This window comes from Streptomyces sp. NPDC047117 (assembly GCF_040643545.1).
Lineage (GTDB): Bacteria > Actinomycetota > Actinomycetes > Streptomycetales > Streptomycetaceae > Streptomyces.
Genome location: NZ_JBEYUN010000016.1, coordinates 12,544 through 27,450, shown reverse-complemented (window position 1 = coordinate 27,450; position 14,907 = coordinate 12,544). Strand labels below are relative to the sequence as shown.

The 14,907-nt window shown below is 74.8% G+C and carries 14 protein-coding genes; 4 read left to right on the top strand and 10 right to left on the bottom strand.

Annotated features, from left to right (window positions below; genetic code table 11):
- Window positions 1-276: 276 nt before the first annotated feature.
- On the bottom strand, window positions 277-1,446 hold the full coding sequence (locus ABZ840_RS27365) for a beta-1,3-glucanase family protein (protein ID WP_361563211.1): 1,170 nt from the start codon (window positions 1,444-1,446) through the stop codon (window positions 277-279).
- A gap of 111 nt (window positions 1,447-1,557) precedes the next feature.
- On the opposite strand from ABZ840_RS27365, the gene ABZ840_RS27360 reads away from it, so the two are divergent.
- The 3 genes from ABZ840_RS27360 (at window position 1,558) to ABZ840_RS27350 (ending at window position 4,855) form a co-directional block, all read left to right on the top strand.
- The gene (locus ABZ840_RS27360) at window positions 1,558-2,601 is read left to right on the top strand and encodes a LacI family DNA-binding transcriptional regulator (RefSeq protein ID WP_361563208.1); all 1,044 of its coding nucleotides are present in this window, start codon (window positions 1,558-1,560) and stop codon (window positions 2,599-2,601) included.
- A 75-nt stretch (window positions 2,602-2,676) separates the two neighbouring features.
- The gene (locus ABZ840_RS27355; RefSeq protein ID WP_361563206.1) at window positions 2,677-4,302 is read left to right on the top strand and encodes a PucR family transcriptional regulator; all 1,626 of its coding nucleotides are present in this window, start codon (window positions 2,677-2,679) and stop codon (window positions 4,300-4,302) included.
- A 94-nt stretch (window positions 4,303-4,396) separates the two neighbouring features.
- The gene (locus tag ABZ840_RS27350) at window positions 4,397-4,855 is read left to right on the top strand and encodes a DUF6234 family protein (RefSeq protein ID WP_361563203.1); all 459 of its coding nucleotides are present in this window, start codon (window positions 4,397-4,399) and stop codon (window positions 4,853-4,855) included.
- Window positions 4,856-4,903: 48 nt separating this feature from the next.
- Here the strand turns inward: ABZ840_RS27350 and ABZ840_RS27345 are convergent, their stop codons facing one another.
- The 6 genes from ABZ840_RS27345 to ABZ840_RS27320 form a co-directional block, all read right to left on the bottom strand.
- Window positions 4,904-6,028, bottom strand: coding sequence for a glycosyltransferase family 4 protein (locus ABZ840_RS27345; RefSeq protein WP_361563200.1), 1,125 nt, complete (start codon window positions 6,026-6,028; stop codon window positions 4,904-4,906).
- A gap of 221 nt (window positions 6,029-6,249) precedes the next feature.
- Window positions 6,250-7,044: a hypothetical protein gene (locus ABZ840_RS27340; RefSeq protein WP_361563197.1), complete on the bottom strand. Its 795-nt coding sequence runs from the start codon at window positions 7,042-7,044 to the stop codon at window positions 6,250-6,252.
- Window positions 7,041-8,792, bottom strand: a complete 1,752-nt coding sequence (recN, locus tag ABZ840_RS27335) for a DNA repair protein RecN (protein ID WP_361563194.1) — start codon at window positions 8,790-8,792, stop codon at window positions 7,041-7,043. Before recN ends, ABZ840_RS27340 begins: the two co-directional genes overlap by 4 nt.
- 371 nt (window positions 8,793-9,163) lie before the next feature.
- Entirely contained in the window at window positions 9,164-10,081 is a 918-nt protein-coding gene (locus ABZ840_RS27330; RefSeq protein ID WP_361563191.1) for an NAD kinase, read from the bottom strand.
- A 53-nt stretch (window positions 10,082-10,134) separates the two neighbouring features.
- Window positions 10,135-10,950 carry a TlyA family RNA methyltransferase gene (locus ABZ840_RS27325; RefSeq protein ID WP_361563188.1) on the bottom strand — a complete coding sequence of 272 codons (816 nt, stop codon included), beginning with the start codon at window positions 10,948-10,950 and terminating at the stop codon, window positions 10,135-10,137.
- 7 nt (window positions 10,951-10,957) lie between these two features.
- Window positions 10,958-11,422, bottom strand: a complete 465-nt coding sequence (locus tag ABZ840_RS27320) for a hypothetical protein (protein WP_361563185.1) — start codon at window positions 11,420-11,422, stop codon at window positions 10,958-10,960.
- A 73-nt stretch (window positions 11,423-11,495) separates the two neighbouring features.
- Here ABZ840_RS27320 and ABZ840_RS27315 point away from each other — a divergent pair, with 73 nt between their 5' ends.
- Window positions 11,496-11,846 (top strand): sterol-binding protein, encoded by a 351-nt coding sequence (locus ABZ840_RS27315; protein WP_361563183.1) that lies wholly within the window; start codon window positions 11,496-11,498, stop codon window positions 11,844-11,846.
- A 31-nt stretch (window positions 11,847-11,877) separates the two neighbouring features.
- On the opposite strand, the gene ABZ840_RS27310 is transcribed toward ABZ840_RS27315, so the two are convergent.
- From ABZ840_RS27310 to ABZ840_RS27300, 3 genes are read right to left on the bottom strand one after another with little or no spacing between them, the layout of a single operon-like run.
- Complete coding sequence (locus tag ABZ840_RS27310) at window positions 11,878-12,744, bottom strand: ABC transporter ATP-binding protein (protein WP_361563181.1); 867 nt, start codon at window positions 12,742-12,744, stop codon at window positions 11,878-11,880.
- A complete protein-coding gene (locus ABZ840_RS27305; RefSeq protein WP_361563595.1) occupies window positions 12,741-13,769 on the bottom strand; it encodes an iron chelate uptake ABC transporter family permease subunit in 1,029 nt (342 codons plus the stop codon). The genes ABZ840_RS27310 and ABZ840_RS27305 overlap by 4 nt, the downstream gene beginning before the upstream one ends.
- A gap of 35 nt (window positions 13,770-13,804) precedes the next feature.
- On the bottom strand, window positions 13,805-14,848 hold the full coding sequence (locus tag ABZ840_RS27300) for an iron chelate uptake ABC transporter family permease subunit (RefSeq protein ID WP_361563179.1): 1,044 nt from the start codon (window positions 14,846-14,848) through the stop codon (window positions 13,805-13,807).
- Window positions 14,849-14,907: the final 59 nt, after the last annotated feature.

Below are 14,907 nucleotides of genomic sequence, written 5' to 3'. Positions count from 1 at the left end.
AAGGGTGTGGAGGCCTTGGAAGGATCTCCGTCATAGCCGATCTACCTCAGTTTGCTTACTCCTGTGACCGAACAAGAACCCGTCCAGAGGAAAATGACACGACAACGGAATTGCTCCGATGACACAGTCCCGGGATCAGACGCCGAAACCGCACTTCAAGGCGCTTCAGAACGACATGGCTCACGGGAACCTACAGCGGCCCGCGCACGACGAACAGGGCTCCGGCCGTGTGCCGCTGCGGCACGGCCGGAGCCCTGGCTCATGGGGCCGCGCCGGTCAGAACGGCGTCAGCGTCAGGGTGAACTTGCTGGGCGCGCCGTCCTCGATGTACGAGGCGAAGCCGGCGACGTCGTCGAAGGCGAAGCCGTACGCCTTGCCGTCCTGCGTGGCGTCGTGCATCACCCGTGCGTAGTGGTTGGCGAGCTTCTGCTGGTAGAAGGCGGCGGGGTCGGTGGTGGGCTGCTCGGCGTGCGAGGTGAGGGTGGCCCGGTTGAGCGCGGCGCCGAGGATCGCGGCGACCGGGCCCGTCGTACCGTCGTTGGGCGCGGCGAGCTTGCCGTCGCAGAACAGCACGTCCTTGGTGCTCGGCTTGTCGAAGGAGACGGACGCCGGGCCGGTGAAGGAGAGCTTCCCGCCGGAGGTGCGGCCGGTGAACGTCCCGGCGTTGGTGGTGACCTTCAGGTCCTTGGACTCGTAGGCGGCCCATGCCTCGTCGATGGCGGCGGCCAGGTAGTTCTCGTCGAACCTCCCGGAGCCCAGGCCGTGTCCGGGCGCGATGACCCGCTTGTCGTCGATCACGAGCTTGCCGAAGCCCTCGACGCCCGCCAGGTCGGAGAAGATCTTGTCCCGGGCGCCGTCCTTCAGCAGCCCCGCCGTCTGGTCCTTGGCGCCGGTCAGCTTGATCGCCAGCGGCACGCTGAACATGTCCACCATCGTGGTGTTGCAGTACATTCCGCCGTCGTTGTAGGTGAACTCCGCGCAGTCGTGCAGCACCCCGAAGTTGGGGTCGGAGTCCACCCAGCCCGCCGGATAGGCGAGCGCGGCCTTGCCGTTGCCGTCCTCGACGGCCTTGAACTTCAGCTTGCCGCCCAGCGAGGTGTAGATCCGGCCGGACATCTTCGGCAGCGTGAGGGCGGTGGTGCCGCTCCCGGCGAGCGGTATCGCGTAGTCGGTGAACCCGTCCGAGCCGTTGTCGGAGACCGCGACCGGCTTCAGTTCGCCCTCGGGCGTGACGCGGACCTGCTGGGTGCCGTCGTTGCCGACGATGTAGACGTACACCGATGAATTGCCGAACTCACCGGAGTTGTTGACGATCTCCAGGGGGAGGCCGGCGGCCCGGGAGCGGACCGGCGCGGGCGCTCCGATGGCCCGGCCGGCCAGGGTGAGACCGGTGCCGGCGGCTGCGCTCGCGGCCAGACCGCCGAGCAGGGCACGACGAGAAATCATGAGACGGCTCCTTGCGGGGGGGAGGGGTGAGAGCGCTCTCACATGAAGTAGGGTCACCCTGCCCACTTCTGGCGGTACCGTCAACCCACCGCGAGACGAGAGGAGTTCGAGATGTCCGTGTCCGGCGGCCCGCGACCGACCCTGGAGGCGGTGGCCGCGCTGGCCGGCGTCTCCCGCGCCACCGTCTCCCGCGTCGTCAACGGCGGCCCCGGCGTCCGCACCGAGATCCGCGAGAAGGTCCGGCGGGCCGTCGCCGAGCTGGGGTACGTCCCCAACAGCGCGGCGCGCTCGCTCGTCACCCGGCGCACCGGAGCCGTCGCCGTGGTCATCGCCGAGCCCGAGACCCGGGTCTTCTCCGACCCGTTCTTCGCCCAGCAGTTGCGCGGCATCGGCCGTGAACTGGCCGCCGCCGACACCCAGTTGCTGCTGCTGATGGTGGAGAGCGACCGGGACCACGAACGCATCGGCCGCTATCTGTCGGGCGGGCACGTCGACGGCGCGCTGATGTTCTCGCTGCACAGCGCCGACCCGCTGCCCGCGATGGCCGACGCCTCGGGGCTGCCCACGGTCTTCGGCGGCCGTCCGGACTGGACGGACGACGGCCCCGCCGGTGCCCGGCCGCTGTACGTCGACACCGACAACCGCGACGGCGGGCGGCAGGCCGTGCGGCACCTCCTCTCCCGGGGCCGGCGCCGTATCGCCGTCATCACCGGCCCGCTGGACCAGACCTCGGCCCAGGACCGACTGGACGGCTACCGCGAGGCGCTCGGCGGGCCGGGCGCGCCGGCCGTGGACGAGCGGCTGATCGCCGACGGCGGCTTCACCGCGGAGGGCGGCGAGCGGGCCATGGCCGCGCTGCTGGACGCCGAGCCGGACCTCGACGCCGTCTTCGCCTGCTCGGACCTGATGGCCACCGGCGCCCTGCGCACCCTCCGCGCCCGCGGCCGGCGGGTTCCGGAGGACGTCGCGGTGGTCGGCTACGACGACCTCGCCCCGGCGGCCTGGGCGGACCCACCGCTGACCACGGTCCGCCAGGACGTCCAGGAGATGGGCCGCCTGATGGCCCGCCTCCTGCTGCGCCGGCTGGCCTCCGGCGGCGAGGACCTCTCCCCCGTCGTCACCCCGGCCGAGCTGGTGGTCCGCGAATCGGGCTGACCGGCCCGGCCGCACCGCTCCGACCAGGGCTCCCGTGGCGGCGGGCGCCCGCCGCTCCGGGTAGCGTTCGACGCCATGGGGTCGGAAGTGATGAGCGAAGCCGAGATCACGGTACGCAGGGCACTGGAGCTGCCCACGCTGCGGCGCGGGCTGCCCGAGGTGATCACGGGTGAGGACGGGCTGGACCGCGCGGTCCGCTGGGTGCACGCCGGCGAGGTCCCCAACATCGCCTCGCTGCTCAAGGGCGGCGAGCTGCTGCTGACCACCGGCCTCGGCCTGGGCGCCCGCCCCTCCGAGCAGCGGGCCTTCGTCCGCAAGCTCGCCGACCGCGGGATCGCCGCGCTCGTGGTGGAGCTGGGCGCCCGTTTCGAGTCGCTGCCCACCGCGCTGGTCGAGAGCGCCCGCGCCTGCGGCCTGCCGCTGATCCAGCTGCACCGCGAGGTGCCGTACGTCTCGGTCACCGAGGAGATCCACACCGAGATCGTCAACAGCCACTACACGCTGATGCGCCGCGCCGACGAGGTGCTGCGCCGCTGTACGGACGTCCTGCTGCGCGGCGGCGGCGCCTCCGAGGTGCTGCGTCTGCTGGCCGCCTTCACCGGCAACCCGCTCTGCCTGGAGGCCCCGGACGGCAGCCCGCTGTACGCCGCGGGCCCCGACGACGGCGCCGCCGCCGACGCCGACCCGCTCCAGGCGTGGGAGGGGCTGCGCGAGAAGGGCCTTCGGGTGGACGTGCCCGGCGGCGGTCACGGCCCCGACGCCGTACGGGCCCGGCTCGTCCTGCTCCCCGTCAACGCGGCCCTCGCGCCCGTCCACCGCATCGCCGCCGAACGCGCCGCCGACCTGCTCGCCGTCGTCATGCTCCAGTCCCGCCAGGAGGAGGGGCTGGCGGCGCGGGGCCGCGGCGACTTCCTCGCCGACCTCGCCGAGGGCCGGATCTCCGCCGCCGAAGCGCCCGGCCAGGCCCGGCTGCTGGGCTTCCGGCCCGGTGAGGCGGCGCTGCTGCCGGTGGTGATGCGGCTGCCGTCCGGGCTGCCCACGGCGGCCGGCTGGGCGCTGCTCGCCCAGGCGCTGCGCGAGGAGCTGGCCGCGCTCGGCGCGCCCGTCCTGCTCGGCGTGCGGCCCGTGGAAGGGCGGGTGCCGCTGGTGGCCGGGGTGCGCGAGGGGCAGGACCGGGACGGCGTGGCCGACCGGATCGCGGACGCCCTGCGGGCCGGCGTCGTACGGGCCGGCCTGGACCGGCCCGCGGCACAGCGCCCCGTCGTCGTGGTCGGCGTACCCGGCGACTGGGCCGCGACCGGGCCCGGTCTGCGGCACGCCGCCGAGGCAGCCGCCGCGGCCCAGGGGCTGCCGCCGCGGGCCTGGTACGACGCCCGCCGCCTGGACATCGAACTCCTGCTGTGGCGAATGCGCGAGCACGGCGAGGAGGGCATGCTCACCGACTTCGTGGAGCGGGCGATCGGCCCGCTGCTGGCCCACGACCGCACCGCGCGCCAGCCGCTGCTGCCCACGCTGGAGGCGTACCTCGCCAGCGCGGGCCGCAAGGCCGAGACCTCCCGCGACCTGAACGTCAACCGGCAAACCCTGTACGACCGGCTCGCCCGGATCTCCCAGCTGCTCGGCACCGACCTGGACGACCCGCAGACGGTGCTCGGGCTGCGGCTGGCGCTGCACGCACGGCGCCACACGGAACGCGGCTAGCGGTACGCGGGCGCCGGACGGGACCGGGGAGGCGCGTGCGGGCTTGAGTATCCGTACTCAGGCGGGCACGGCCCCCTCGCGCGACACTGCGGCCATGGCCGCCGCCTCCGCCCCCGCAGCGCCCCGCCCCCGGCGCCTCCACCCGCTCGCCGACGCCCTCCTCGCGCTGCTCCTGCTCGCGGTGGACGCGGGGCTCGTGCTTGCCATCTGGTTCGCGGCGGGGATGTACGCCTGGGGCCACGGCGGCACGGAGGACGACTTCGCCGCCGCCGCGGAGGCCACGGCGCAGGCCACGGCGGGCGGCCTGATCGCCGTCATCGTCCTCGCGGCGCTCACGGCCCTCGCCTCCTACGGCCTCTTCCGCACCCGGGCACCGATCGCCGCGGTCGCCCAGGCCCTGGCGGCCGCCCTCCTCACGCTCGGCGCACTGGCCGGCGCCGCACTGGAGTACCGCGACACACACCGGGAAACGGTTCCCACGTCCGAGTACCGAGGCCCCGTCGGCTGCCGCAGCGGCGACGGCAACGAGGAATGCCGCGACATGGGCGGCTGACCGGGGGCCGGTCGTCGGAGGGCTGACCCACGGCCGGTCCCCGGTCCCTCAGTCCCTGGCCTGCTGCAGTTCGTCGTAGACGCTCAGAACCTGTGCGACCGTGTCGTCCTCGGTCGGCCACCCGGCGGCCTGGGAGCGGCCGGCGGCGGCGAGGGCCGCTCGCCGGGCCGGGTCGTCGAGCAGTTCCACGACCGTGCGGGAGAGCGCCGGGGCGTCGCCGTACGGGACCAGTTCGGCGGCCCGGCCGACCAGTTCGCGGGTGCCGCCGGCGTCCGTGGCGACCAGCGGGACGCCGGCGCGCAGCGCCTCCTGGGCCAGTACCGAGCGGGCCTCCCAGCGCGCCGGTGCCAGCACCAGGTCGGCGGCGGCCAGCAGCCCCGGCACGTCCTCGCGGCGCCCGAGCAGCAGTACCGGCAGCCCCTCCGCGTCGATCCGCTGCTGGAGCGCGGGCCGGAGCGGCCCCTCGCCCGCGACGACGACCAGCGGCTGCGGGTCCGGCCCGCACCAGCCGTGCGCGGCGTCCAGCAGCATCTCGTGGCCCTGGTGCGCGTCCAGCCGACCCACGGTGACCAGCAGCGGCCGCCCCAGCGCGCCCAGTTCCGCGCGCCGCTTCTCGCGCCGTGCCAGCTCCCGCGCGTACTCCTCGTCGGTGCGCGGGCGGGGGCCGGCCGGCGGTGCCAGCCGCGCGTCCCGGGCGCCCCGCTCGCGGGCCCGGCCGACCAGTTCGGCGCAGGACCCCAGCACCACCGCCGAGGCCCGCGCCACCCGGCGTTCCAGCAGGCGCGTCACCCGGGCCCTGGCGCCCTCGCTGTGCACCTTGGTGTGCCAGGTGACCACGAGGGGGACGCGCCGGCCGCGCAGCGCGAGGGAGGCCCGCAGCCCGGCGTGCAGGCCGTGCGCGTGCACCACGTCGGCGTCCGCGCAGGCGGCACGGAGCGCGGCGATGCTCCCGGGGTCCGTGCGTGGCGGGATCCGTTCGAAGCGGGCGCCCACGCCGGAGAAGTCGTACGTGTCCTCGGCGTCGGGCGCGGCGCAGACCGTCACCCGCACCCCGCGCGCGACGAGCCCCGCCGACAGCGCGTGCACATGGGCGGCGCTGCCGGCGCTGCCGCGGCCCAGCACCTGGACGGTGCGCAGGGAGGGCGCGGGCGGCGGGGCGGATGTGCTGCTCACGGGTGCGGGGGCTCCTGGGTCGGCGTGCGGTGGTGGGGCGGGCGGGAGCGCCGCGCCCAGAATGCCAGTCCGTGCCGTCCGTGCGGCACTGATGACAAGCCGTTGTGGTGCGACGGCGCGTACGCGGTCCGCCGGGACCACCCACATGGGGGACAAACCCCACTGCGTACGGTCGTTCCGGACGGGGTGGTGCGGTGGCCGGGCCGGCGAGGCCGCCCCGGCTATCCGACGAGGACGCCCGCCGCTGCGGCGCGGCTGACGGCGTCGCCCGAGGCCGCGGCGGCGGTCAGCGCGGCGGCGTGGACGAGCAGGCCCGTCCGGCCGTTGGTCGCCACGATGGCGAGACCGAGCGCGGCGCCCAAAGCGTGCGCCCCGGTGTCGCCGAGCATGGTGCGCTCCCCGAGATCGGCGGAGAGCAGCGCCGCCGCCGCGCCCACGGGGGCGGTGGCGAGCACGCCGCCGGTCCCCTGGCGCAGCAGTCCGGGGGCGCCGAGCGCGAGGACCGCGCCGGCGGCCCGGCCGGGGCGCACGTCCACCAGGTTCACCAGGTGGGCCGAGCCCGCGATCACCACGCCGGCCAGGAACCCGTCGCCCGGGCGGTCCTTGAGGAGCGCGCCCGCCGCGAGGCCGGCGGCGCCGATGCCGAACAGCTTGACCGCGCCGCTGGTGACCTCGCCCTGCCGCAGTGCGGACAGGTGCGCGCGGAAGCCGCGCCGGGGGTCGCCCGCGCCGGCCACGTCGTCGTACGCGCCGCAGCCGCCGGCCGCCAGGACGGCCAGCGTGCCCGCCGTACGGGTCCGGCCGGGCAGTCCCGGTGCGGTCGCGAAGGCGGTCGCCGCGCCGAGGGCGGCGGCGGGCCCGCCGAACAGGTCGACGGTGCGGCCCGCGTGGTTCTTGCGCTGCCACCGCGTGCTGCCGCCCGGCGGCCGTCGCCGCAGCCCTTCGTACGCGGCGCGGGCCGTCCCGGCCGCCGCCAGCAGTCCCGCGACGCGGGCCACCGCGCCGCCCCGGCTCACCGGCCGGACCTCGCCGTCTCCAGCAGTTCCTCGGCGTGTGCGCGGGCCGTCTCGGAGTCCTCCTGGCCGGCCAGCATGCGGGAGAGTTCGCGGATGCGGTCCTCGCCCTCCAGGACGGTGACGCCGCTTCGGGTGACCGAGCCGTCGTTGGTCTTCTCGACCAGCAGCTGACGGTCGGCGAACGCGGCGACCTGCGGGAGGTGGGTGACGACCACGACCTGCGCGGACCGGGCGAGCCTGGCCAGCCGGCGGCCGACCTCGACCGCCGCCTTGCCGCCGACGCCCGCGTCCACCTCGTCGAAGAGGTAGGTCGGTACGGGGTCGGAGCCGGCGAAGACCACCTCGATGCCGAGCATCACCCGGGAGAGTTCACCGCCGGAGGCGCCCTTGGCGATGGGGCGGGGCTGGGCGCCGGGGTGCGGGGCGAGGAACAGCTCCACCTCGTCGGCGCCGGCCGGCCCGTAGGCGACGTTCCGCCCGCCGACCGCCACGCCGTCCGCGTCCTCGGCGACCTCGGTCTGCCGGATCTCCACGCTCACCCGGGCATGCGGCATGGCCAGCTCGGCCAGCTCGGTGGTGACGGCCGCGGCGAACCGCTCGGCCGACGCGGTGCGCGCGTCGGTCAGCGCCTGCGCCAGCTCGCCCAGTTCGGCACGGAGCGCGTCGCGCTCGGCGGTCAGCTCGCCGATCCGGTCGTCGTCGCCCTCCAGCTCGGCGAGGCGCCCGGCGCTCTCCTCGGACCAGGCGAGCACGGCCGCGATGTCCTCGCCGTACTTGCGGGTGAGGCCGGTCAGCGCGGCCCGGCGCTCCTCGACGGCGGCCAGCCGCAGCGGGTCGGCGTCCAGCCCGTCGGCGTAACTGGCCAGCTCGCCCGCCACGTCGGAGAGCAGGATGCCGATCTCGCCGAGCCGGTCGGTGAGCCCGGCCAGCGCCTGGTCGTGGCTGCGGACCGCCTCCAGCGCGCGGTGCGCCCCGGCGACCAGGGTGGTGGCGTCGACGCCCTCGGGGTCCGCCGGGTCGCCCGCGAGTGCCCCGTGCGCCGCGCTCGCGGCGGCGGCCAGGGCCTCGGCGTGGCCGAGCCGCTCGGCCTCGGCGGCCAGTTCGGTGTCCTCGCCCGCCTGCGGCTCGACGGCGGCGATCTCCTCCAGGCCGAAGCGGAGCAGGTCCGCCTCCTGGGCGCGCTCGCGGGCCCGGGTGGTCAGCTCGTCCAGCTCGGCGGCCACGTCGCGGAGCCTGCGGTAGGCGGCGGTGTACTTCTCCAGGGGGACGGAGACGGCGTCCCCGGCGTAACGGTCCAGCGCCTGGCGCTGCCGGGCCGGCCGCAGCAGGCCCTGCTGGTCGGTCTGGCCGTGCACGGCGACGAGGTCGTCCGCCAGCTCGGCGAGCAGCCCGACCGGTACGGAGCGCCCCCCGACGTGGGCCCGTGATCGGCCCTCGGCGGAGACGGTACGGCTGATGAGCAGCGCCCCGTCGTCCAGCTCCGCGCCGGCCTCCTCGGCACGGACCGCCGCCGGCGCGTCCGGGGCGACCGTGATCCGGCCCTCCACGACGGCCGATTTGGCGCCGACACGTACCAGGGCGGGGTCGGCGCGCCCGCCGAGCAGCAGGCCGAGACTGGTCACGACCATGGTCTTGCCCGCGCCCGTCTCGCCCGTCACCGCCGTGAAGCCCGGGGACAGCTCGATGACGGCATCGTCGATGACGCCCAGGGACCGGATCCGCATCTCCTCCAACACGGGTACGACCATACGAGGTCCGGGGGCCGCCCCGCGACGGCCTCCCCCGCGTCATCGCTGCGCACAGGGCCGGAACCGGCGCAGAACGGTCGGGAAGACCCCACCCCGGACACGGGTGCGCACGCCGTGGCCCGGGCCGGACGGCAACGCCGGGCTGACGGGAGCAGGCATACGGGGCACATGAGTACGACCGCTTCCCCGTAGGCGTGCACCGGGTGCACGGGAACGCGCCCGCGACCGTACGGAGCGGGATTCGGAGGGCGACGGCGGGACGGCGTGTCGCCCGCGGACCGGCGGGCGGCCGAGGAGAGCGGCACCCGGCACCGGAACCGGCCGCTCCGCCGCCTCGGCACGGCTGGAGGGGCGGAACGGCCGGGAAGTGGTCAGTGCGGCGCGCCGCGCCAGCCCGCCACCGGAAGGGCGAACTTGGCGACCAGCCGGTCGGTGAAGGAGGCATGGTGGAGACGGGCCAGACGGACCGGGACCGCGCCGCGCCGGACCTCGACGCGGGCGCCCGCGGGGAGTTCGACCGAGCGGCTGCCGTCGCACCACAGGACGCCGTGCGGGGTCTTGGGCTGGACCTCCACCGCGAGGACCGACTCCGGGGAGGTGACCAGCGGCTTGGCGAAGAGCGCGTGCGCGCTGATCGGGACCATCAGCAGGGCCTCGACCTCGGGCCAGACCACCGGGCCGCCCGCCGAGAACGCGTACGCGGTCGAGCCGGTCGGTGTCGCGCAGACCACACCGTCGCAGCCGAAGCGGGACACCGGGCGGCCGTCGACCTCCGTGACGACCTCCAGCATCCGCTCCCGCGCGGCCTTCTCCACCGACGCCTCGTTCAGCGCCCAGTCGGTGTGCACCACGGTGCCGTTGTTGCGGACCAGCACGTCGAGGGTCATCCGCTCCTCGACCTCGTAGGAGCGGGTCACCACCCGGTCCACGACCTTGTCCAGGTCGTCCCGCTCGGCCTCGGCGAGGAAGCCGACCCGGCCGAGGTTGACGCCGAGCATCGGGACGCCGGAGGTCCGGGCGAAGTCGGCGCCGCGCAGCAGCGTCCCGTCCCCGCCCAGCACCACCAGCAGCTCGCAGCCCTCGGCCGCGCACTGTTCGGTGGCCACCTGCTCGACGGAGTCCGGCAGCGGCAGGTCGGCGGCCTCGGCCGCCAGCACCCGTACGCCGATGCCGCAGCGCAGCAGCCCCTGGACGACCAGTTCGGCGCTGCGTACGGCCGCGGCCCGGCCGGTGTGGGCGAGCAGGAAGACGGTACGGGTCCCGCCGGCGAGCGGCACGGGAGCGGGCACGGAGACCGTTCCGGTCCGCGGGTCCTGCGGTGCTTCGGATGTTCCAGATGTGGTCAACTCGGCCCCTCCGCCACTGCACGGTCGACATCCGCCGGGTCCAGGGCAGGCGCACCGGCGCGCAGCCACAGAAAGTACTCGACATTGCCGGAAGGTCCAGGCAGGGGGCTCGCGGTGACGCCGAGCACACCGAGTCCGAGCTCCGCCGCGCGCTCCCCCACGGCGCGTACGGCCTCGGCCCGCAGCGCCGCGCTGCGCACCACACCGCCGCTGCCCAGCCGCTCCTTGCCGACCTCGAACTGCGGCTTGACCATCAGGACGAGGTCGGCGTCCGGCGCGGAGCAGCGGACGAGCGCCGGCAGGACGAGGCCCAGCGGGATGAAGGACAGGTCGCCCACGACGATGTCGGCGGGGACGTCGTCGATCTGCTCCAGGGTCAGTTCACGGACGTTGGTGCGGTCCTTGACGGTGACCCGCTCGTCGCTCTGCAGCGACCAGGCGAGCTGCCCGTACCCGACGTCCACGGCGACGACGTGGCCCGCGCCCGCGCGCAGCAGGACGTCGGTGAAGCCGCCGGTGGAGGCGCCCGCGTCCAGTGCCCGGCGGCCCTCGACCGTCAGCCCCTGGGGCGTGAAGGCGGCCAGCGCGCCGGCGAGTTTGTGGCCGCCGCGCGAGACGTAGTCCGGGTCGCTCTCGTCCGCGCGGACGACGAGCGCAGCGCTGGTCTCCACCTGGGTGGCGGCCTTGCTCGCCGGCTGCCCGCCGACCGTCACCCGGCCCGCGGCGATCAGCTGGCTCGCGTGCTCGCGGGAGCGGGCCATCTTGCGGCGCACCAGCTCCGCGTCGAGTCGGCGTCGTGCCACACCTGCCACCTGGGGTTCAGCTCCTGAGGTCGTTCCGTGCCGCGGGGCGGGGCCCCGGCTGCTGGTCCAAGGAGGCCAGCGTGTCGCGGAGCCCCCGGTGAACATCCTCGTACACCGGGAGGTGGCCGCCGACGGCGAGGTGGTCGACGTCTCCCAGCCGGGCCAGCCGGTCGTCCACCTCGTCGTGCCTGGTCGGGGTGACCGGTACACCCAGCGGCTGCGGCCCCGCGGCCTCCTCCGGCGGCGGACCGGCCGCGCCGGGCTCGTCGGCGTGGTCGTACTCGTCGGAGTGGCCGTGCTCGTCGGCGTGACCGGACTCACCGGAGAGGTCCGGCTCGGCGGAGAGGTCTGGCCCGGCGGAGAGGTCCCGCTCGGCGGAGTGGCCTGGGCCGGCCGGCTCGTCAGGATCCGGCCCGTCGGGAACCGGCGCGGCTTCGGGGTGCGGTTCCGGCCGGTCGGCGCCGGAAGTCGGCTCGTGCATGCCCCCGACGCTACCGCGAACCGGCCATCCACCGGCGGACGAGCCCGCCCGAACCGGCGTATCGTCCCTGTCGATGGCTTCCCTCGAACAGTGCCGCGCCGCCCTGGACCGGCTGGCACACAACATGTCGACGACGGCGGACGGCTCGGTGCGCAATGCCGCCGCGCTGGACCGCTCGCTGAGCTGCCGCATCACCGACCTCGACGTCACCTTCGTGGGCCGGCTCGCGGACGGCACCCTCCGGGACGTCACCGCCGTACCGGGCCCACCGCGGGAGAAGGCGCAGATCAGACTCACCATGACCGGCGACGACCTGGTCGCCCTGGTCGACGGCGAGCTGCACTTCGCGCGGGCCTGGGGCAGCGGCCGGGTGAAGCTGGAGGCCGGCGTCCGCGACCTGCTGCGCCTCCGGACACTGCTCTAGCGGTCCGGGCGCGCACCGGCGGGCCTCCGCCTCAGCGGACGGCCGCCTTACGGGGCGTACGCGCCGCCGGGACGATCAGCGGGGTGCCGGTCTCCGGGTCGTCGATGATCTGGCACTTGAGCCGGAAGACCCGCTCGATCAGGTCGGCGGTGACCACCTCGGCCGGTGCGCCCTCCGCGACGACCTCGCCGTCGCGCATGGCGATGATGTGGCTGGCGTAGCGCGCCGCGTGGTTGAGGTCGTGCAGTACGGCGACGAGCGTGCGGCCCTGCTCCTCGTGCAGCTGGGCGCAGAGGTCCAGCACCTCGATCTGGTGCTGGATGTCGAGGTAGGTGGTGGGCTCGTCCAGGAGCAGCAGCGGGGTCTGCTGGGCGAGGGCCATGGCGATCCAGACGCGCTGGCGCTGGCCGCCGGAGAGCTCGTCGACGTACCGCTCCCCCAGCTCGCCGACGCCGGTGGCGTCCATGGACTCCTGGACGATCCGCTCGTCCTCCTCGGACCACTGACGCAGCAGTCCCTGGTGCGGGTAGCGGCCGCGGGAGACCAGGTCGGCGACGGTGATGCCGTCGGGGGCTGTCGAGGACTGCGGCAGCAGGCCGAGGGTGCGGGCGACCTTCTTGGCGGGCTGCGAGGAGATCGCCGAGCCGTCCAGCAGGACGGATCCGGCCTGCGGCTTGAGCATCCGGGACAGCGCGCGCAGCAGGGTGGACTTGCCGCAGGCGTTGGGGCCGACGATGACCGTGAAGGAATTGTCCGGGATGTCGACCGAGAGGTTCTCGGCGATGACCCGCTGGTCGTAGGCGAGGGTGACGTTCTGCGCCGCGAGACGGCTCACTTCGGCTCTCCTGGGGGTGGTACGGCCGGTCGGATGCGGGGTGGTGGCGGTCGGGCGGGTCATACCCGGCCCGCCTTGCGCTCGTTGGCCAGCAGCCACAGCAGGTAGCCGCCGCCGAGTACGCCGGTGACGACGCCGACCGGGACCTGGTCGGCACCGAAGACCCGCTGCGAGGCGAGGTCGGCGAGGACCAGCAGCAGGGAGCCCATGAGCGCGGCGGGCAGCAGGTTGGGGCCGGTGGTGCGGGTGAGCCGGCGGGCGAGCTGGGGCGCGGTGAGCGCGACGAAGGCGATGGGTCCGGCGGCGGCGGTGGCGGACGCGGTCAGGACAACGGCGGCCAGCAGCGCGAGGACGCGGATCCGGCCGGTGCTGACGCCGAGCGCGGCGGCCGAGTCGTCACCCATCTCCAGCATGGCCAGCGGCCGGGCGCAGAGCAGGATCACGGGGATCAGGATCACGCAGACCGCGGCCAGCGGCCAGACCTGGTCCCAGTCGCGGCCGCTGAGGGAGCCGGTCATCCAGGTGGTGGCGCGGGTCGCCTCGACGATGTTCGCCTTGGTCATCAGGTACAGGACGATGGCGTAGAGCATGGCGGCGGCGCCGATGCCGACGAGGACGAAGCGGTAGCCGTGCACGCCGCGCTTCCAGGCGAGCAGGAAGATCGCGACGCCGGTGACGACACCGCCGGCCACCGCGCCCATCGCGATGGCGACGGTGGAGCCCTGGACGTACACGATGACGAGCAGCGCGCCGACGGAGGAGCCCTGCGCGAAGCCGAGCACGTCGGGGCTGCCGAGCGGGTTGCGGGTGACGGTCTGGAAGACCGCGCCGGAGAGTCCGAAGCTCGCGCCGACCAGCAGCGCGACCAGGACCCTGGGCAGCCGCAGGTCGTTGACGATCAGTTCCTGCCCCGGGTTGCCGCCGCCCCCGAGGGTGGTGAGGACGTCGCCGAAGGACATCGGGAAGTCGCCGGTGCCGATGAGGAGCACGCCGGCGGCGAGCGCCACGGCGAGCAGCAGCACGCCGGTGAGTACCGCCCTGAGGTGCAGCCGCACCGACAGCCCGCCGGCGGTGCGCAGCGCCTTCACGGCCGGGCGCGCGGAGGTCTTGGTGGTGGGAGTGCTCACAGCTGTGCCATCTTCCGTCGCCGTACGAGATGGATGAAGACCGGGCCGCCGATGACGGCCGTGACGATGCCGACCTGGATCTCGCCGGGGCGGGCCGCGATCCGGCCGAGGATGTCGGCGCCGAGCAGCAGCACCGGCGAGAGGACCGCGGAGTACGGCAGGATCCAGCGCATGTCGGGGCCGGTGATGGCGCGTACGGCGTGCGGGACCATCAGGCCGACGTAGACGATCGGCCCGCAGGCCGCGGTGGCCGCGCCGCACAGCAGGGTCACGGCGGCCATGGCGGCGACCCGGGTGCGGGTGAGCTTGGCGCCGAGGGCGCGTGCCTGGTCGTCGCCGAGCGCGACGGCGTTCAGCGGCCGGGCGACGAGGAGGGCGAGCACGATGCCGGCCGCGATGAAGGGGGCGATCTTCTCGACGGTGGGCATGGTGGCGGCGGCCAGCGAACCGACCGTCCAGAAGCGCATCTTGTCCAGCGACGCGGTGTTCATGAGGTTGACCGCGTTGAGGTAGCCGGTGAGGACGGCCGTGAGCGCGGTACCGGCGAGCGCGAGCCGTACGGGCGTGGCGCTGCGGGTGCCGCCGAGGATGTAGACCGCGGCGGAGACGACGGCGGCGCCCGCGAAGGCGAACCACACGTAGGCCGTGAGGGAGGTGACGCCGAAGAAGGTGATGCCGGTGACGACGGCGGCGGAGGCGCCGGCGTTGATGCCGAGGACGCCGGGGTCGGCGAGCGGGTTGCGGGTGAGGGCCTGCATGACCGCGCCGGCCAGGCCGAGCGCGGCGCCGGCGAGCAGCCCGAGGACGGTACGCGGCAGCCGCACGTCGCGAATGATCACGTCGGTGTCGGTGCCGGAATACTGCGTGATGCCGTGCCAGACATCGGCCAGGGGTATCTGTTTGGACCCGACGGCGATGCCGAGGACGGCGATGGCTCCGAGGACGCAGAGCGCGACGAGGAGTCCCGCGGAGCGGGTGGCCTGCCGTCGTCGGGGCACCACGGGAGCGGCGGTTGCTTCAGGGGGGCTGTCGACCAACACGCGGTTTAGGTTAGCCTAACCTCGCTGCCCCCTCATCAGGCGTCCCCAGAGAGAAGTGC